Raw genomic sequence first — 18,504 nt, forward strand, 5'->3', positions numbered from 1 at the left:
CGCGCTGCGCTTACCGGGGCTACAAAACAGCGTCAACCCGTAGCCCGGTTAAGGCGTTTACGCCGCGAGCCGGGCGTTCCTCCCGCTCAGCGGAACCTGCAAAGTGGAAAAAAAACCGCCGACGTGACGTCGGCGGCGAGGGTGATGGGGTCGGGCCCGGGAGATTAACCCCCATCAGCAACAATCCGGCGCGCTAGCTTTCGCGGCTACCATGACTGTTTTTGCCCCCTTTCTTGCCCGCTTCGGAAGCGCGTTGAGGATCGTTTTTAAAGTTCCCCCCGCTATGCTGGCCACCTTTACGACCTGCTTCTGATGCTCTTTCACGGTCTTCGGCAAAGTTGCCGGCACCGCCACGATGGTTTGCCATTACTGACCTCCATTTAGGTTAGACATCATGCTGCATTAGGTGAAACACGAGGCTCTGGCCTCCGCGATACGGGTTGCGTATCACGTGCTTTTAAGGTTAGCGAAGGAAAGCCGTGCCGGGTGGATATCGTCACATTCTGAAATAGATTTTGTATAAGAACTGCCGCTATTGCGCCGGACGCGCGCTAAGCGACTCTTATGACAGCCTAAAATGGCGCCGCTGAAGATGTATCTTTTTGCAACAGCCCTGAATGTTAGCAATGTTGTTATAAATCAAATAAATGATTGTTGCATTTGCACTCTTCGCCAGAGGTCTTATCTTTAAAGGTAGCCAGTCGACTGGCTGGCTCATAACGCAACCGAGGAGTGATGCAAATGGCTAAGATTCTGGTGCTTTATTATTCCATGTACGGACACATTGAGACCATGGCGCATGCCGTCGCCGAAGGAGCAAACAAGGTAGATGGCGTTGAAGTGGTCGTGAAGCGCGTGCCGGAAACCATGCAGGCAGAGGTTTTTGCCAAAGCAGGCGGGAAAACGCAAAACGCGCCCGTCGCCACGCCGCAGGAGCTGGCTGAGTACGACGCCATCATCTTTGGTACCCCAACCCGTTTCGGCAATATGTCCGGACAGATGCGCACCTTTCTCGATCAGACCGGCGGCCTGTGGGCGTCCGGAGCGCTGTACGGCAAACTGGCCAGCGTATTCAGCTCAACCGGTACCGGCGGCGGTCAGGAGCAAACCATCACCTCGACCTGGACCACGCTTGCCCACCACGGGATGATTATTGTACCGATTGGCTACGGCGCCCAGGAGCTGTTTGATGTTTCGCAGGTTCGCGGCGGCACGCCTTACGGCGCCACCACCATTGCCGGCGGCGACGGCTCACGCCAGCCAAGTGAAGAAGAATTAGCCATTGCCCGCTATCAGGGGCAACACGTTGCGGGTCTGGCAGTGAAATTACACGGTTAATCTTCAGCAGGAGGACAAGCATGCCGAATCAAGAAGCAAAGGCCCACCGCGTGGGTGAATGGGCCAGTCTGCGCAATACGTCTCCCGAAATTGCCGAGGCGATTTTTGAATTAGCCAATTACGATGAAAAGCTGGCGGAGAAAATCTGGGAAGAAGGCAGCGATGAAGTCCTGCCCCTCGCCTTCGCCAAAACCGACAAAGACTCCCTGTTCTGGGGCGAACAAACTATCGAACGCAAGAACGTGTAGCCAGGACAGGTACGCAGTACCGCCTCCGGGAGTTATTGCATGAGCTTCCCGGAGGCGGGGCGTTGCGCCTGTTCGGGCTACAAGACCAGGCTAAACATCGGCAGCAAGACCCGGATTGCTCCGGGTTTTTTATACTCTGCTACTTCGTGGCCTCGGCCATCGCCTTTTTAAAGGTGTCCATCGGGCAGAAGCCGTTGTCATCGACCGGACAACCGTTCAGCGCCAGCGTCACCCGCTGCGGCGGCGATTGCAGGGTCAGCGCGTCGGCATTGCGCAGCTGTTCGGTACTTTGATACACGTACTCAATCTTCATCAAATCGCGATTGCCGCTCTTATCATGCCAGCGCTGGAACACCAGCTTGCCGCCGATGGGCGTACGTTCGTACTGGTTGTGCAGCTGATAAGGTTTAAAATCCAGCGCCGTCAGCAGCGAGGCGATATTGGAATCGTGCCCCACCAGCAGCGTGACTTTCGCCGCTTTCGCCGCGTCGCCCACCAGCGCGTTATCGATATATTTCACCAGCGGTTTAGCCACGTTGCGCGCCACTTCCGGCGAGGTGAAGAGACTGTCCTGATAGCCGTTTTTCAGCTTCGACAGCACCTGCCACTGCTTATCGCTGGCGATTTCGCCCCACGCCACCTGGTCTTTCGGGAAACCTTCGTAATATTGCAGCGTAAAGGCGTCAACCAGCGAGTTGCCGACTTTAAGCGGCCCGGAAACGCCCGGCTCCTGCTGATATTTGGCGCTAAAGGTATCTTTCGCGTCGCTCAGCGAGCACTGCTGCTTCTCTTTGCAGGACGGGGAGTTACGGTAGTCGGTCATCTCCTCCAGCAGCTTATAGCTTTCGCTCAGCTGCATCCCCTGCCGCTCTTTCTCCATCGCCTGCACCGCCTTTTCGCTAAACGCGGCGGAATCGTCAGTGATCACCGGATTAAACGTCGGGTCCATGGTGCCCATTTTTTCCTGATGGTGCACGGTCACGCCGCAGCCGGGAAACGCGCCGGTGATAAAGAACTGCGCGGTGGCGACGGTGCGCTGCAGGCTATTGGCATAGGCGTAGACCGCGTTCTCCGGCGGGCATTCGCCGCTGGTCACCAGCCCCTGCTGCGCCAGCCATTCGCGCATATAGTGCCCCATATACACTTCCAGCACCCCGCCCTTGGTGGTCAGCTGGCCGCCGGGGACATCCCACTCAGGCCAGGACTTCGGCGTTGATTGCTCCAGCACGCTGCCGTTGTTCGCCAGCGGCGCGCGCAGGTTATGGCGGCTCATGATCAGCACCTGCTGAAGCTGGTACCCCTCCGGTGCCGCCTGTTCCTGCGCCTGGACGCCGGCGGAGAGTAAAATAACGCCGGTCACGGCGGCAGCGAGTAGACTTTTTCTCATCCCTTAATCCTCAGTCAGTGATTATCATCGCCTTAATTGTGACAAATTTATGACATTTTTCCGGGCAATGGCTCGCAAAGTGCGGAAAGAAATACGTTTTCCGCCAGAACGAAGGGGGGCTGAAATCAGAGGGAGGGCGTTACTCCGGTAGCGGTACCGCCGCCAGCGTGCAGATAGCCGCATGCTTGCCGCCGCGATGGTCGACGATCAGCACTTTATCGCCGGCTTTTTTTCCTTCGCAGGGTTTTAACACCTGCTCGACAATACGTTCACGAATTGACGGGTGCCCGGCGTCAGCCAGGCTATGGAATGAAGTCAGAATCAACAACGGCCCAATAAGACCGATGATATGCTTGTTAAACATTTATTACTCTCAACCCTATTTAAGCGGGCCAAGGGTAGCAGCCTGTAGGGCTCTCGTCTGTAAATTCGCTTAAACGAGTGTAACCCGTTCATTTTTTCACCACACCTTTGCTTTACTCTTCACATTTATTCATGTAAATAATAATTTCAGTGTATTGCTGGCAGTCTATTCTCGTCTGATTCATCGGGTCATCTTTAAGAAATATCCCGATGCTATTATCTCGATATCACGGTATTTTTTCTTCATGTTAAACATAACATTAGGTTAATCTATGTCAGGTATCCTGCTCTTTATCGTCGCGGTGGTTTTGCTGGGAGTAGCCATCTTCAGCCTGGTCTCCTATGTGAAGGATCGGCGCTCTGCACAGCTGCCAACTCATAAGAAAAAGAAATAATACGTCCTCACTATTCTTACCTTCTGCCCCTGCTATCTCTCCCGAGCGCCTGATTTCAAACGAGAATGACAAAAAAGAAGGCAGGCTCAATCGCCTGCCTTTGTGTCGGCGTAAAAAATCGTTACGATTCCCAGGCCTGTTCCGCTTTGGCGCCGTCAAACTGCGGCGGCGGCTTGCGGAAGCGGCGGGTCAGATACGTCAGATACAGCAGCCCGAGGCCCGCCCATATCAGACCCAGCGTCAGCGAGGTCGCCTCCAGGTTAATCCACAGTACGCCAACCGTTAGCGCGCCGACCATCGGCAAAAGCAGATAGTGAAAGCGATCTCTCCAGGTTTTGTTAAAACCTTTACGCCGCCAGAAGTGGTTAAATACCGACAGGTTAACGAAGGTAAACGCCACCAGCGCGCCAAAGTTAATCAGCGCCGTGGCGGTGACCAGGTCAAAGAACAGCGCCGACAGCGCGACAATCCCCACCATGATCACGTTCAGCGCCGGGGTACGCCATTTCGGATGGACGTAGCCGAAAATGCGCTCCGGGAAAACGTTATCGCGGCCCATAACGTACAGCAGCCGTGACACGCTGGCGTGCGAAGCCAGGCCTGAGGCCAGGGTATTCACAAACGTCGTGCACAGGAAAATCGACTGGAACAGCTTGCCGCCAACGTAGAGGGCGATCTCCGGCAGCGCCGCGTCCGGGTCTTTAAAACGGCTAATATCGGGAAAAAAGAGCTGCATAAAGAACGAGGCGGCGATAAAAATCACCCCACCGTAGACCGCAGTAAGGAAAATGGCCTTCGGGATCACCCGCGCGGCGTCCGGCGTCTCTTCGGAAAGCGTGGTCACCGCATCGAAACCGAGGAACGAAAAGCAGACTATCGTCGCCCCGGTAATGATCGGGATCAGGTGCGCATTCTGGCTAATAAACGGCTGGAGCGACCAGACGGTGCCCACCCCTTCCCCTTTATGCAACCCCTGCACCACCAGCACGATAAAGACCACCATGATCGAGATCTGCACCAGCACGAACAGGGTGTTGAAGTTCGCCACCAGGTTGACGCTTTTCAGGTTCGCCGCGGTGAGAATAGCCACAAACGTCACCACCCACACCCAGGGCGGCACGTCCGGAAACAGCGCGGAAAGATAAATCTTCGCCAGCAGCACGTTGATCATCGGCAGGAATAGATAATCCAGCAGCGATGACCAGCCCACCATAAAACCGACGTGCGGGCTGATCGACTTCTGCGCATAGGTATAGGCCGAACCCGCCTGCGGAAACTGGCGCACCAGCTTGCCGTAGCTGATGGCGGTAAACAGCACCCCGGCCAGCGCCAGCAGATAGGACGCCGGGACGTGGCCGTTGCTGATGCCTGAGACGATGCCGAAAGTATCGAAAACCGTCATCGGCGTCAGATAGGCGAGGCCCATCATCACCACCTGCCACAGCTTGAGAGACTTGCGCAGGCGCGGTTTTTCCGCTCCGGAGGAGTTATCGAGAGAGGGATTAATAGACATAGCCATTTCCCCCGCTGCACACCTGGGTTTGCGGTCGTAGAGACCGGGAAACCAACCTGCTTCGCAACGGGGTTAATGGCAAATCAAAAGGTAAAAAGAACCGACGAGCGGCGGTGGCGACGCATTCCATGCGGCCATGACGGCCCCCTTCTCCCTGCGGATATTTAAACATCTGCATCATTTCCTACCTCGTTACACACTGTGTCGTTAACTGAAGCCCCGTTGCCGCCTGCGCTCCTTAACGCGACATCCGGGAATGGCTGGGCTCCCAGCAAAAACGTCCGACCAGGCTCCGCTCAGGCCGCATGATGCTACTCGTGATAATGCTAAAGCGCCCCTCGCGGGGCGAAAATCAGGCGTTTTTCAACATCCACTCGATTTCAGTTTCTGTGATCAGACGCTCAAACTGCAGTAATTCGTCATTTTTACAGGCGTGATAAACGTGGCAGAAGCGTTCGCCAAGCCGCTCGCGCAGATGATCGTTTTGCATAAACTCCCACAGCGCATCGCTCTGGCGAATCGGGAACGGCAGCCCCTCCTGCTCGAGGCCGTTGCCCTCCACCTCTTCCTGTAACGGCAGCGGATTATCCAGACCGTGGAGGATGCCGGCAAAAATCGCCGCCATCACCAGATAAGGGTTGGCGTCCGCCCCGGCCACGCGATACTCGACGCGGTGATTGTGCCGATCGCCGCACGGAATGCGCAGCGCCACCGTCCGGTTGTTGTGCCCCCACGACGCCTGGGTCGGCACGTACATTCCCGGCTGGAAACGACGATACGAGTTCACGTTTGGCGCCAGCAGCGCCATCGACGCCGGCATCAGGTCAATCATCCCGGCGAGCGCGCGTTTTAACATCGCGGAATCTTCGCCGTCCGCGTCCGCCAGCACGTTCTCGCCTTTGTTGTTCTGCATGCTGATATGGATATGCATCCCGCTACCGGCGTGCTCTTCATAGGGTTTCGCCATAAAAGTGGCGTGCATCTTATGCTTCTCCGCCATCAAACGCACGAGACGTTTTAACGCCAGCGCATCATCGCAGGCGTCGAGCACGTTATCGGTATGGTGGAGGTTGATTTCAAACTGGCCGGGAGAGGCTTCCGCCACCGCGCCGTCGGCGGGGATCAGCTGGAGCTGGGCGATCTCATCGATTTCGTTAAGCACGTCGGCAAAGTGGTTGAGGTTGTCGACGGAGTAAACCTGGCTTTGGGTATTGCGATCGCCGGTTCCCGGCGCGCACGGCGGCTGCAGGTAACCTTCCGCGTCGCGCTTGCGGTCAAGTAAATAGAACTCCAGCTCTACCGCTACCACGGGGAACAGCCCGCGCTGGCGCAGCTGCTGCCAGAGCCGGTTCAGCACGTTCCGCGGCTCAACGTCAAAGGGAGCGCCATCTTCATCAACCATGGTCAGCAGAACCTGACCAATGTATTCCGGGTCCGCCGCAGACGGGGTTAAGGTTCCCAGCACCGGCACGCAGGTGCGGTCCGGTTCGCCCATCTCCTGGCCGAGCCCCGCCTCTTCCACCACGTTGCCGAGAATATCCATCGCAAACACCGAAGCCGGGAAATAGCACCCCTTCTCCAGCTTGCTCAGGCTGGACACCGGGATCCGCTTACCGCGAAAGCAGCCGTTCAGGTCGGTTAGCAGCACATCAACGTATTGCGTATTGGGGTAACGCTCGAGGTAGCGCTTCACTTCCCAGGTGAATGCGCTGACCCGTCTCTCTTCCGACTGCTGAACAAAATTCTCAACTTCTACGATATTGGTTTCCATGATTCACCGCCGTTGTTTTAGTTTCGGACCCTGAATGGCACTGTTAAATATAATGTCCACTCTTCGAATGTGTATGCAAACAAATTGTTTGTCAAATGTTAAATTAAGTTTGCAAAGGGCTATATCCACTGCTAGATTGAGAAAATATTGAACGAAATGGCCGTTTTACCCGCTAATCCGGTCATAATTTAGTCCACTTTGTGAGGGCGATCATGGAAAATATAATGTACAAGCCAGTTATTGGCGTGGTGATGTGTCGAAACAGGCTTAAGGGTCACCAGACCCAGACTCTGCAAGAGAAGTACCTGAACGCGATTGTGAACGCCGGCGGCGTGCCGATTGCCCTGCCGCACGCGCTGGCCGAGCCGGAACTGCTTTCTGCGCTACTGCCGAAACTGGACGGCATTTATCTGCCCGGCAGCCCGAGCAACGTACAGCCGCACCTCTATGGTGAAAACGGCGATGAGCCTGACGCCGATCCCGGGCGTGATCTTCTGAGCATGGCGCTGATCGACGCCGCGCTCGAAAGGCGCATCCCCATTTTCGCCATCTGCCGTGGACTACAGGAACTGGTTGTCGCCACCGGCGGGACTCTGTATCGTCGTCTGTTCGAGCAGCCTGAGCTTCTTGAACACCGCGAAGACCCCGAACTTCCCGTCGAGCAGCAATATGCGCCCTCGCATGAAGTTCAGGTTCAGCAAGGAGGATTACTTTCTCAGTTAATACCGGGCTGCAACACGTTTTGGGTAAACTCGTTACACGGGCAGGGAGCAAAAACGACGGGTCCACGGCTGCGCGTGGAGGCGCGTTCTCCGGACGGGCTGGTGGAAGCGGTCAGCGTTAACGACCACCCTTTCGCCCTCGGCGTGCAGTGGCATCCTGAATGGAACAGTAGCGAATACGCCCTGTCGCGAATGTTGTTTGAAGGTTTTATCACCGCCTGTCAGAGCTATATTGCTGAAAAACAGCGACTCTGACCACTACCGTTAAGGAAATGCAAATATGAGCGATGACGGACTGGCGCCAGGGAAACGTCTGTCAGAGATCCGCCAACAGCTGGGTCTCTCACAGCGTCGTGCCGCCGAACTGTCTGGGTTAACACATAGTGCCATCAGCACCATAGAGCAGGACAAAGTCAGTCCTGCGATCAGTACGCTGCAAAAGCTGCTGAAAGTCTACGGGCTGTCGCTCTCGGAATTCTTTTCTGAACCAGAAAAACCGGCTGAACCGCAGGTGGTTATCAATCAGGACGATCTGATTGAAATCGGCAGTCAGGGGATGTCGATGAAGCTGGTTCATAATGGCAATCCGAACCGCACGCTGGCGATGATTTTTGAAACGTACCAGCCTGGAACCACAACCGGGGAGAGGATCAAGCATCAGGGTGAGGAGATAGGCGCCATACTGGAAGGTGAAGTCGTGCTGACCATCAACGGTCAGGCGTATCATCTGGTGGCTGGGCAAAGCTATGCCATTAACACCGGCATACCGCATAGCTTCAGCAACACCTCGGCGGGTATCTGCCGAATTATCAGCGCCCATACCCCCACCACATTCTGATTTTTTTGCCTGAGGTTTTCTCCAGGCTTTCTTCAGGCCTGCGCCGCCGGAGGCGAACTCCGGCGGCGCGAAGATAACGCAGTTCACCTTGCGCAATGCGGAAAGACTTATTCCGCTGGCCCCGGATAATTCACGCCTGTTAATGGGCAATTTAAACGGTACTCAACCCCGGGGACGCCCTGCGCCCTGAGGGTCTGAAATCACCACTTTTTTATTTTTCCGATTATGTCATTAAGGAGTCATGATGGATTTTCACAACCTGGCTTACTGGCAAGAAAAAGCAAACAATATCGCGATTGAAACGCGGCTATTTATTAACGGCGAATACAGCGCCGCCGCCGATAATAGCGTGTTCGCCACCGTCGACCCTACCGCCCAGCAGACGCTCGCCGAGGTCGCGCGCGGCAAAAAGGCCGACGTCGATCGCGCGGTCCAGGCCGCCCGCGGCGTCTTCGATCGCGGCGACTGGTCGCAGGCCTCCCCTGCCCAGCGCAAAGCGGTGCTGCATAAATTCGCCGACCTGATGGAAGCCCATCGCGAAGAGCTGGCGCTGCTGGAAACCCTCGACACCGGTAAACCGATTCGCCACAGCCTGCGCGACGATGTCCCCGGCGCCGCCCGCGCGATCCGCTGGTACGCCGAAGCCATCGATAAAGTGTACGGCGAAGTCGCCCCCACCGGCAGCAACGAGCTGGCCATGATCGTCCGCGAACCGATTGGCGTGATTGCGGCGGTGGTGCCGTGGAATTTTCCGCTGCTGCTGGCCTGCTGGAAGCTTGGCCCGGCGCTGGCGTCCGGCAACAGCGTGGTGCTTAAGCCGTCGGAAAAATCCCCGCTTACCGCTCTGCGCCTGGCGGGCCTGGCGAAACAGGCCGGGCTGCCGGACGGCGTATTCAACGTGGTGAGCGGTTTCGGTCATGAGGCCGGTCAGGCGCTGGCGCAGCATCATGACGTTGAAGTCATCACCTTTACCGGCTCCACCCGCACCGGTAAACAGCTGCTGAAAGACGCGGGCGACAGTAATATGAAGCGCGTCTGGCTGGAGGCGGGCGGTAAAAGCGCCAATATCGTCTTTGCCGACTGCCCGGACCTGCAAAAAGCGGTTAACGCCACCGCCGGCGGTATTTTCTACAATCAGGGCCAGGTCTGTATCGCCGGTACCCGTCTGCTGCTTGAGGAGAGCATCGCCGACCGCTTTCTCGACCTGCTAAAAGAGCAGGCAAAGGGCTGGCAGCCTGGCAATCCGCTCGACCCGAATACCACCATGGGCATGCTGATCGACAATAGCCACGCCGATAGCGTCCACAGCTTTATTCGCGCCGGCGAAGCGCACAGCACGCTGCTGCTGGATGGACGTAAAAATCCGTGGCCCGCGGCGGTCGGCCCGACCATCTTCGTCGACGTCGACCCCGCCTCCGCCCTCAGCCAGGAGGAGATCTTCGGCCCGGTGCTGGTGGTGACCCGCTTTAAAACCGAACAGCAGGCGCTGGCGCTGGCCAACGACAGCCGCTACGGCCTCGGCGCGGCGGTCTGGACCCGCGATCTCTCCCGCGCTCACCGCGTCAGCCGCCGTCTGAAAGCCGGCTCCGTCTTTGTGAACAACTACAACGATGGCGATATGACCGTGCCCTTCGGCGGCTATAAGCAGAGCGGCAACGGACGCGATAAGTCCCTGCACGCGCTGGAAAAATTCACTGAACTGAAAACTATCTGGATTGCCCTGGAGTCTTAATCATGAGCGAACATACCACCAGCTATTACGCCGCCAGCGCCAACCGTTATGAGCCGTTCCCGACGCTGGACGAATCGATCGGCTGCGACGTCTGCGTCGTCGGCGGCGGCTATACCGGCCTCTCTTCGGCGCTGCATCTGGCCGAAATGGGCTACGATGTGGTTCTGCTGGAAGGCGCGCGCATCGGCTTCGGCGCCAGCGGACGCAACGGCGGCCAGCTAGTCAACTCCTATAGCCGCGATATCGACGTTATCGAAAAAACCTACGGCCCGGATGCCGCGAAAATGCTCGGCAGCATGATGTTTGAAGGCGGCGACATTATTCGTGAACGTATCCAGCGCTATCAGATTGCCTGCGACTATCGCCCCGGCGGGCTGTTTGTCGCGCTGAATCATAAACAGCTGGAGACCCTGGAAGAGCAGAAAGCGAACTGGGAGCGCTACGGCAATACCCAGCTGGAGCTGCTGGATGCCAGCGCCATTCGTCGCGAAGTGGACAGCGATCGCTACGCCGGCGCGCTGCTGGACCACAGCGGCGGTCATATCCATCCGCTCAATCTGGCGATTGGCGAAGCGGACGCCATTCGGCTCAACGGCGGCCGGGTTTACGAACAATCACCGGTCACCGGCATTCAGCACAGCAGCCCGGCGGTGGTGACCACCGCGCGCGGACAGGTCACCGCCCGCTACGTGATCGTCGCCGGTAACGCCTATCTCGGCGATAAGCTCGAGCCGGAGCTGGCGAAACGCAGCATGCCGTGCGGCACCCAGGTGGTCACCACCACGCCGCTGTCTGAGGATCTGGCGCGCTCGCTGATCCCGAAAAACTACTGCGTAGAAGATTGTAACTATCTGCTGGATTACTACCGCCTGACCGCCGACAACCGTCTGCTGTACGGCGGCGGCGTGGTGTACGGCGCGCGGGATCCGGACGACGTTGAGCGGCTGATTATGCCGAAGCTGCTGAAAACCTTCCCGCAGCTGCAGGGGGTGAAAATCGACTACCGCTGGACCGGCAACTTCCTGCTGACCCTCTCGCGAATGCCGCAGTTTGGCCGCCTCGATAACAATATCTATTATATGCAGGGCTACAGCGGCCACGGGGTCACCTGTACCCACCTCGCCGGACGGCTGATTTCGGAGCTGCTGCGCGGGGACGCCGAACGTTTCGACGCCTTCGCCAGGCTGCCGCACTATCCGTTCCCCGGCGGGCGCAGCCTGCGTATTCCGTTTACCGCCATGGGCGCGGCTTACTACAGCCTGCGCGATCGGCTCGGCGTGTAATCTCCTCAGCCGACGGCGCCGGCCGTCGGCTATTTTTCCTCGCCGTTGCGCGGCGGAAATCGCTGCTGGAAGTAGTGGCGCAAAAACTCCACGGTGGTACGAATTTTGGCCGAGGTCGCCAGCCGCGACACGTATACCGCCCAGATATTGGCGGGCTGATAGTACTCCGGCAGCAGCTGCACCAGATTGCCGCTGGCGATATTTTCCCTGACGTCCCACCACGAGCGCAGCGCAATCCCCTGTCCCTCCAGGCACCACTGATGGACGATTTCACCGTGGTTAGACGACAGCGGTCCGGTCACCTTGATGGCGTGCTCCCCCTCTTTATCATTGCGCAGCTGCCAGACGCCAAAGGGCCGGTCGCGCTCTTTGATCACCAGACAGGGCAGCGCGGCGAGATCGCTGAGCTGTTTTGGCCGGGGATAGCGGGCGACAAACGCCGGCGAGGCGCAGAGGATGCGGTGATTGCTGGCAAGCTGGCGGGCTATCAGATTGGGCGCGATATCGTCGCCGACGCGAATATCCAGATCGACCCCTTCATTGGCCAAATCCACCAGCCTGTCGGCGACGTCAAAACGGATCTCCAGCTGCGGGTAGCGACGGGCCAGCTCGGAGAGCGCCGGCGCGACTACCCGCCGGCCAAAGCCAAAGCTGCTGATAATCCGCAGCGTCCCCTGCGGCACCTGCCGCACATCGGAGAGCTCATCCATCATCTGGTCGACATCCTGCAAAATGCGTAGTCCCCATTCGTAGATGCGCTCGCCCTCTTCGGTGATAGCCACGCGCCGGGTGGTACGGTGCAGCAGCTGGACGTTGAGCGTTTGCTCCAGCAGCGACACGCGCTTGCTGACGAAAGCTGGCGAGACGCCGAGCTCTTCCGCGGCGGCGGCAAAACCGGCGCGGCGGGCAACCAGCATAAATACGCGTAAATCGTTCAGCAGCGGCAGATTATTCATGATTCGTGTTTTATGTTTCACCAGTTAACGGGATTAATTATGAATCAGTCAATTATAGGATAGCGGTGAAGTCAATTTTCCTTACCTCAAACTGAGAATAACAATGAATAAAACCTTACGTATTGCCGCCATCCCCGGCGATGGCATCGGTAAAGAAGTGCTGCCGGAAGGCGTCCGCGTGCTGCAGGCCGCCGCCGAACGCTGGGGGCTGGCGTTAAGCTTCGAGCACTTTGAGTGGGCCAGCTGCGACTATTACGCGCAGCACGGCGCCATGATGCCCGACGACTGGCGCGCGCAGCTGCAAACGTTTGATGCGATCTACTTCGGCGCGGTCGGCTGGCCGGATATCGTGCCGGACCACATTTCCCTGTGGGGCTCGCTGCTGAAGTTCCGCCGCGAGTTCGACCAGTACGTCAACCTGCGTCCGGTGCGCCTGTTCCCCGGCGTCCCTTGCCCGCTGGCGGGTAAACAGCCCGGCGATATCGATTTCTACGTGGTGCGTGAAAACACCGAAGGGGAATATTCCGCCCTCGGCGGCCATGTGAATCCGGGGACCGAGCATGAAGTGGTGATTCAGGAGTCGGTATTTACCCGTCGCGGCGTTGACAGGATCCTGCGCTACGCCTTCGAGCTGGCGCAGAGCCGCCCGCGCAAAACCCTGACCTCGGCGACCAAATCCAACGGTCTGGCCATCAGCATGCCCTTCTGGGACCAGCGCGTCGAAGCGATGGCGCAGCACTACCCGGAGGTGAAATGGGATAAGCAGCATATTGATATTCTGTGCGCCCGATTCGTGCTGCAGCCGGAGCGTTTTGACGTGGTGGTCGGCTCCAATCTGTTCGGCGATATCCTCTCCGATCTCGGCCCGGCCTGTACCGGCACCATCGGCATTGCCCCGTCGGCAAACCTCAATCCGGATCGCACCTTTCCGTCGCTGTTTGAAGCGGTACACGGTTCGGCGCCGGATATTTACGGCAAAAATATCGCCAACCCGATTGCCACCATCTGGGCCGGCGCGATGATGCTCGACTTCCTCGGCAACGGGGACGCACGCTATCAGGCCGCCCACGACGGTATTCTGGCGGCGATTGAGCAGACCATTGCCAGCGGACCGAAGACGCCGGATATGCAAGGCAGCGCCTCCACCCAGCAGGTGGGCGAGGCGATTTGTCGGGCGATTGTTGAACAAAAGTAGCCCGGACAGGCGCGTAAGCGCCGCCTCCGGGAAAGTGTGCAAGGGTTCCGTTCACTATTATCCCGCAGAAAATGTCTCACCGTGGTAGGTGAACGGGTAAAGGGGGAGAAAACCGTCTCCCCCTTTACAATCCCCGCGGTCCCGCAAAGAAATCGGTGCTGCGCACTGCGCTCACCTCCCGGACCTCAGCCTGCGGTCGGCTCAACTCGACATCGCTGTCTCGATTCGCCTCTGTCCGCCATCCCTGGCGGCCAGCCCTTGTCTTCGGACCTCCGGTTCGCCGATTTCAGCGGGCACCAGGGCATCGCTGCATAACACGTTGTTTCAGAGGCATATCGTAGCTGCAAGAACATCGTCCCGGAGGCGGCGCTTACGCGCCTGTCCGGGCTACCCAATCTGCCTCCCTCAGGCTCCGGGCCCGGAAATCCCGGGTCGCGGCGTAAACGCCTTATCCGGGCTACTGCCCCGCAGACGGCTGGAAACCCGTAGCCCCGGTAAGCGCAGCGCCACCGGGGAGATTCTCCGGACCGAATTACAGCTCCAGCTCGCGCTGCAGCAGCGCCGCGATCGCCTCGCTGCTCTGCGCCGTCACCAGCGATTGCCGGAACTCCGCATGCATAATGCGCCGCGCCAGCCGCGAGAAAATACGCATATGCTGATCCCCCGCCGAATGCTTATTGAGCGTCAGCATAATCACAAACTGCGCCTCGTCGTCGCCCCACGCCACCGGCTGCGCCAGACGGGCGACGCTGATGGTCGACTGCTCAATATGCTCCGATTTACTGTGCGGAATGGCGAAGCTAAACCCTAACCCGGTGGAGAACACCGCTTCGCGGGCCCACAGATCCGCTTCCAGCTTACGCGGATAGCGGCAGCGCCCGGCCAGCAGCAGATTGTCGGTCATGCCCTTAATCACCTCCTCTTTACTGCGCCAGTCGCTGTTCAGCGTAATGCACTGAGGGGTAATCAGCGGCGCGTCCTGCTGGGTCATACGGAACTGGGCCAGCAGGTGCTCGACCTCCAGCGAAGTACGACACTGCATCGCCTGATTCAGCAGCTGACGGCAGGCGCGGCTGTCAAGCTGCGCCAGACGCGCCTTGGTCGCCGGGATCGACGGCGCGCTCATGCTCAGCTCATCCAGCCCCAGCCCCACCAGCAGCGGCAGCACGGAACCTTTGGCCCCCAGCTCGCCGCACAGGCCGATCCATTTACCCTGGCGATGCACCGCCTGAACCGCGTAATCCAGCGCGCGCAAAAAGGCCGGATTGAGGCTGTTGTAGTGGCGCGTCACCCTGGCGTTATCGCGATCCACCGCCAGCAGATACTGGGTCAGGTCGTTGCTGCCGATACTAAAGAAATCAATCTCTTCGCAGCACTGGTCGATGATAAACATCACCGACGGCACCTCGAGCATAATGCCCAGCGGGATCTTTTCATCAAACGGAATCTGTTCGCTGCGCAGCGATTGTTTAGCATCCGCCAGCTGCTCTTTCACCCACAGGATCTCCTCCATCGAGGAGATCATCGGGATCATGATTTTCAGCACGCCGTGCGCGGAAGCGCGCAGAATCGCCCGCAGCTGAGTGCGGAACAGCGCCTGATACTCCTCATAAATACGCACCGCCCGGTAGCCGAGGAACGGGTTGTTCTCCGCCGGAATGTTGAGGTAGGCCACCGGCTTGTCGCCGCCGATATCCATGGTGCGGATGATAATGCTGCGCCCGTTGGCCGGCTCCAGCGCCTGGCAAAATAGGTTATACAGCTCGTTTTCCGACGGCGCGCTGGGCCTGTCCATATAGAGCATTTCGGTGCGGAACAAGCCTACCGACTGCGCGCCGTTGTTGAAGGCCGCCGTCGCCTCTACCGAATGGGCGATGTTGGCCGCCACCTCCAGGCGAATACCGTCTTCCGTACGCCCCGCTTTATCCAGCCAGGTCTGCTGCTGGCGGCGGATCTGCGCCTGCACCCAGGCCTCCTGCTGATAGTAGCGCGCCACCGCTTCATCGGGATTCACCACCACCAGCCCGGCGTTACCGTCAATCTGCACTCGCCGATCGACCCACGGCAGCAGCGCCTCCATATCGACGCCCACCAGAGTGGGAATATTGAACGAACGCGCGAGGATCACCGTATGTGAAGTGGTGCCGCCGCTGCGCAGCAGCAGACCTTTAAGCAGGGTTTTATCCAGTTCAAGAAACTGACTGGGGGTGAGTTCATCGGCGAGGCAGATAGCCTCTTCCGTCAGCTTACCCGGTGCCGGAAAACGATCCTCACCGTAGATATGCTGCAGAAGCTGGAAGCAAACATCGCGCACGTCCAGCACCCGCTCCTGCAAATAACTATTGCCGGAAGCGCTGAACTGGGCGCAAAAATGTTCGCCGGTCGCGACCACCGCCTCAGCGCAGCTCAGGCCGCTCAGCAGCCCGCCCAGCAGATGCTGGCGCAGCGAGGCGTCGGTGGCCAGAGAGCGATGCGCCTCAAGGATCGCGCTGGCGGTCCCGTCGTTATCCAGCAGGCGGAACTCAATATTTTTCACCAGCAGGGTCAGGCCCCTGTCCAGCGCCGCCTGTTCCTGTTCAATTGCGCCCGCTGCAGGCAGCGCGCCTGAATCGCGCAGGTCGAGGGACTTAAGATGGGTGAGCCTGCCGCCCGCGCTGCCGGCGCAGACCGGCTGGGCGTGAAACAGCGTGGGATTGAGGCGCGAGAGGGATTCAGGAACCGGCTGAACGTCCATGGATTCCGCCGTCGGCAGCGGCGCATCGCAGTGCGGGAACTCCTCGCTGATGAATGCTGACAGCGCGTCAAACGCCTGCTGTTCATCTTCGCCGCTGACGACCAGCTGGCAGCGGTCCCCCTTCAAGGTATTGGTGCCGATAATCGCCAGCGCGCTTTTCGCGTTTCCGCGTCCTTCCGTGCGGGTATTTAACCATTCGACCGAAGACGAAAAAGTATTGCACAGGGTTTCTACCAGGCTTGCCGGACGCGCATGCACGCCGTTGGGCAAATCACATATGAATTCAATTACCAGAGCCATCGCCTTCCTCCTGAATAATGCGTATTTAGCCAAAAGGTAAAGAAAGAACCGGCCCGCCACTACACGATAAAAGTGGCAATTACTGGATAATTGTATGCCCGACTCTTTTTTATGCTCGCGGTCACAAATCGCCTGACTAACGGCGCCAAAAACCCACCAGCGCTAAGATTTGAGGTGGATCGCAATTTTCCTCTGGCCTTACAAATATCCAGTAAATGCACTTTTTCTCTACTATTTTATGCGCCGCCCTTTTTCTAAGGTTGAAGCATCAACTCAGTCACGGGCCACGCAGCGCTCAGGAGAATAACAATGAATGAACTGGTGCAAATATTAAAAAATACCCGCCAGCACCTCATGACCGGGGTTTCACATATGATCCCGTTTGTCGTGTCCGGAGGGATCTTGCTGGCAGTCTCCGTCATGTTGTACGGCAAGGGCGCGGTGCCCGATGCCGCCACCGACCCTAACCTGAAAAAACTGTTTGATATCGGCGTGGCCGGCCTGACGCTAATGGTGCCGTTTCTGGCGGCCTATATCGGCTACTCCATCTCCGACCGCGCGGCGCTGGCTCCCTGCGCCATCGGCGCCTGGGTCGGCAACAGCTTCGGCGCCGGTTTCTTCGGCGCGCTGATTGCCGGGATCATTGGCGGGCTGGTGGTCTACTACCTGAAGAAAATCCCGGTGCATAAGGTGCTGCGCTCGGTGATGCCCATCTTCGTTATCCCGATTATCGGCACCTTTATTACCGCCGGGATCATGATGTGGGGCCTCGGCGAGCCGATTGGCGCGCTCACCGCCAGCCTGACCGGATGGCTGCAGGGCATGCGCGAAGGCAGCATCGTGATTCTCGCCATCATCATGGGCCTGATGCTGGCCTTCGACATGGGCGGTCCGGTGAATAAAGTCGCCTACGCCTTCATGCTGATTTGCGTTTCCCAGGGCGTTTACAGCGTGGTGGCCATCGCCGCCGTCGGCATCGCCGTGCCGCCGCTGGGCATGGGCCTGGCAACGCTGATTGGGCGTAAATACTTCTCCGCGGAAGAGCGCGAAACCGGTAAGGCCGCGCTGGTGATGGGCTGCGTTGGCGTGACCGAAGGCGCGATCCCCTTCGCCGCCGCCGACCCGCTGCGCGTTATCCCGGCCAATATGATCGGCGCCGCCGCCGGCTGCGTCACCGCCGCGCTGCTCGGCGCCCAGTGCTATGCCGGCTGGGGCGGGCTTATCGTTCTGCCGGTCGTTGAGGGTAAAGGCGGATTTATTGCCGGCCTCGCGGTTGGCGCCATCGTCAGCGCCGCCTGCGTCATCCTGCTTAAGGCCCTGGCGAAAAAGAAAACGTCTGACGCCAAAGCCGATGACGAGATGGATCTTGATTTCGAAATTAACTGAGACACGGGAAGGAATATTGTATGACCAAAATTATCGCCGTTACCGCTTGCCCGTCTGGCGTCGCCCACACCTATATGGCCGCCGAATCGCTGGAGAGCGCCGCTAAAGCCAAAGGCTGGCAGGTCAAAGTTGAGACCCAGGGCTCCATTGGCATCGAAAACGAGCTGACCGCGGAAGACGTCGCCAGCGCCGATATGGTGATTCTGACCAAAGATATCGGCATCAAGTTCGAAAAGCGCTTTGCCGGTAAAACCATCGTGCGCGTCAACATCAGCGATGCCGTGAAGCGCGCCGAAGCCATTATGAACAAAATCGACAGCCACCTTTCGCAGAATGCCTGACT

17 protein-coding genes are annotated in these 18,504 nt (G+C 58.4%); 10 read left to right on the forward strand and 7 right to left on the reverse strand.

Features of this window, described 5'->3' with window-relative positions; all coding sequences use genetic code 11:
• Nucleotides 1–193 precede the first annotated feature (193 nt).
• Nucleotides 194–367, reverse strand: a complete 174-nt coding sequence (locus CDA56_RS21795; RefSeq protein WP_004131287.1) for a con-10 family general stress protein — start codon at nt 365–367, stop codon at nt 194–196.
• Between the two features lie 374 nt (nt 368–741).
• Between CDA56_RS21795 and wrbA the strand changes: the two genes are divergently transcribed.
• Both wrbA and CDA56_RS21805 read left to right on the forward strand, forming a co-directional pair.
• Nucleotides 742–1,338, forward strand: a complete 597-nt coding sequence (gene wrbA, locus CDA56_RS21800; protein ID WP_004100968.1) for an NAD(P)H:quinone oxidoreductase — start codon at nt 742–744, stop codon at nt 1,336–1,338.
• Between the two features lie 20 nt (nt 1,339–1,358).
• Nucleotides 1,359–1,586: a YccJ family protein gene (locus CDA56_RS21805; protein WP_004849783.1), complete on the forward strand. Its 228-nt coding sequence runs from the start codon at nt 1,359–1,361 to the stop codon at nt 1,584–1,586.
• 139 nt (nt 1,587–1,725) lie between these two features.
• On the opposite strand, the gene agp is transcribed toward CDA56_RS21805, so the two are convergent.
• Nucleotides 1,726–2,973, reverse strand: coding sequence for a bifunctional glucose-1-phosphatase/inositol phosphatase (agp, locus tag CDA56_RS21810; RefSeq protein ID WP_025106248.1), 1,248 nt, complete (start codon nt 2,971–2,973; stop codon nt 1,726–1,728).
• Between the two features lie 139 nt (nt 2,974–3,112).
• A complete protein-coding gene (locus CDA56_RS21815) occupies nt 3,113–3,337 on the reverse strand; it encodes a hypothetical protein (protein WP_009653459.1) in 225 nt (74 codons plus the stop codon).
• Between the two features lie 271 nt (nt 3,338–3,608).
• Here CDA56_RS21815 and CDA56_RS21820 point away from each other — a divergent pair, with 271 nt between their 5' ends.
• Nucleotides 3,609–3,731: a small membrane protein gene (locus tag CDA56_RS21820; RefSeq protein ID WP_004849777.1), complete on the forward strand. Its 123-nt coding sequence runs from the start codon at nt 3,609–3,611 to the stop codon at nt 3,729–3,731.
• Nucleotides 3,732–3,852: 121 nt separating this feature from the next.
• Here CDA56_RS21820 and CDA56_RS21825 read toward each other — a convergent pair whose 3' ends face one another.
• On the reverse strand, nt 3,853–5,244 hold the full coding sequence (locus CDA56_RS21825) for an APC family permease (RefSeq protein ID WP_102802842.1): 1,392 nt from the start codon (nt 5,242–5,244) through the stop codon (nt 3,853–3,855).
• Nucleotides 5,245–5,596: 352 nt separating this feature from the next.
• Nucleotides 5,597–7,015 (reverse strand): glutamate-putrescine ligase, encoded by a 1,419-nt coding sequence (gene puuA / locus CDA56_RS21835; protein WP_004849770.1) that lies wholly within the window; start codon nt 7,013–7,015, stop codon nt 5,597–5,599.
• 224 nt (nt 7,016–7,239) lie between these two features.
• On the opposite strand from puuA, the gene puuD reads away from it, so the two are divergent.
• The 4 genes from puuD to CDA56_RS21855 all read left to right on the forward strand — a co-directional run bounded on the left by puuD (nt 7,240) and on the right by CDA56_RS21855 (nt 11,590).
• Nucleotides 7,240–7,992, forward strand: a complete 753-nt coding sequence (gene puuD / locus CDA56_RS21840; RefSeq protein WP_014838055.1) for a gamma-glutamyl-gamma-aminobutyrate hydrolase — start codon at nt 7,240–7,242, stop codon at nt 7,990–7,992.
• A gap of 25 nt (nt 7,993–8,017) precedes the next feature.
• Entirely contained in the window at nt 8,018–8,575 is a 558-nt protein-coding gene (puuR, locus tag CDA56_RS21845) for an HTH-type transcriptional regulator PuuR (RefSeq protein ID WP_104011427.1), read from the forward strand.
• Between the two features lie 244 nt (nt 8,576–8,819).
• On the forward strand, nt 8,820–10,307 hold the full coding sequence (gene puuC / locus CDA56_RS21850) for an aldehyde dehydrogenase PuuC (protein ID WP_103813999.1): 1,488 nt from the start codon (nt 8,820–8,822) through the stop codon (nt 10,305–10,307).
• Nucleotides 10,308–10,309: 2 nt separating this feature from the next.
• Complete coding sequence (locus tag CDA56_RS21855; protein WP_102802844.1) at nt 10,310–11,590, forward strand: NAD(P)/FAD-dependent oxidoreductase; 1,281 nt, start codon at nt 10,310–10,312, stop codon at nt 11,588–11,590.
• Nucleotides 11,591–11,619: 29 nt separating this feature from the next.
• Here the strand turns inward: CDA56_RS21855 and CDA56_RS21860 are convergent, their stop codons facing one another.
• The gene (locus tag CDA56_RS21860) at nt 11,620–12,567 is read right to left on the reverse strand and encodes a LysR substrate-binding domain-containing protein (protein WP_165795094.1); all 948 of its coding nucleotides are present in this window, start codon (nt 12,565–12,567) and stop codon (nt 11,620–11,622) included.
• An 82-nt stretch (nt 12,568–12,649) separates the two neighbouring features.
• Between CDA56_RS21860 and CDA56_RS21865 the strand changes: the two genes are divergently transcribed.
• On the forward strand, nt 12,650–13,741 hold the full coding sequence (locus CDA56_RS21865; RefSeq protein WP_014838053.1) for a tartrate dehydrogenase: 1,092 nt from the start codon (nt 12,650–12,652) through the stop codon (nt 13,739–13,741).
• A gap of 532 nt (nt 13,742–14,273) precedes the next feature.
• Here the strand turns inward: CDA56_RS21865 and ptsP are convergent.
• Complete coding sequence (gene ptsP, locus CDA56_RS21870; RefSeq protein WP_104011428.1) at nt 14,274–16,775, reverse strand: phosphoenolpyruvate--protein phosphotransferase; 2,502 nt, start codon at nt 16,773–16,775, stop codon at nt 14,274–14,276.
• Nucleotides 16,776–17,084: 309 nt separating this feature from the next.
• Here ptsP and CDA56_RS21875 point away from each other — a divergent pair, with 309 nt between their 5' ends.
• Nucleotides 17,085–18,161 carry a PTS fructose transporter subunit EIIC gene (locus CDA56_RS21875; RefSeq protein WP_004131253.1) on the forward strand — a complete coding sequence of 359 codons (1,077 nt, stop codon included), beginning with the start codon at nt 17,085–17,087 and terminating at the stop codon, nt 18,159–18,161.
• Nucleotides 18,162–18,181: 20 nt separating this feature from the next.
• Nucleotides 18,182–18,502: a PTS fructose-like transporter subunit IIB gene (locus CDA56_RS21880; protein WP_102802847.1), complete on the forward strand. Its 321-nt coding sequence runs from the start codon at nt 18,182–18,184 to the stop codon at nt 18,500–18,502.
• Nucleotides 18,503–18,504 lie beyond the last annotated feature (2 nt).

Origin of the sequence: Klebsiella michiganensis (assembly GCF_002925905.1) — a bacterium.
Classification (GTDB): domain Bacteria; phylum Pseudomonadota; class Gammaproteobacteria; order Enterobacterales; family Enterobacteriaceae; genus Klebsiella; species Klebsiella michiganensis.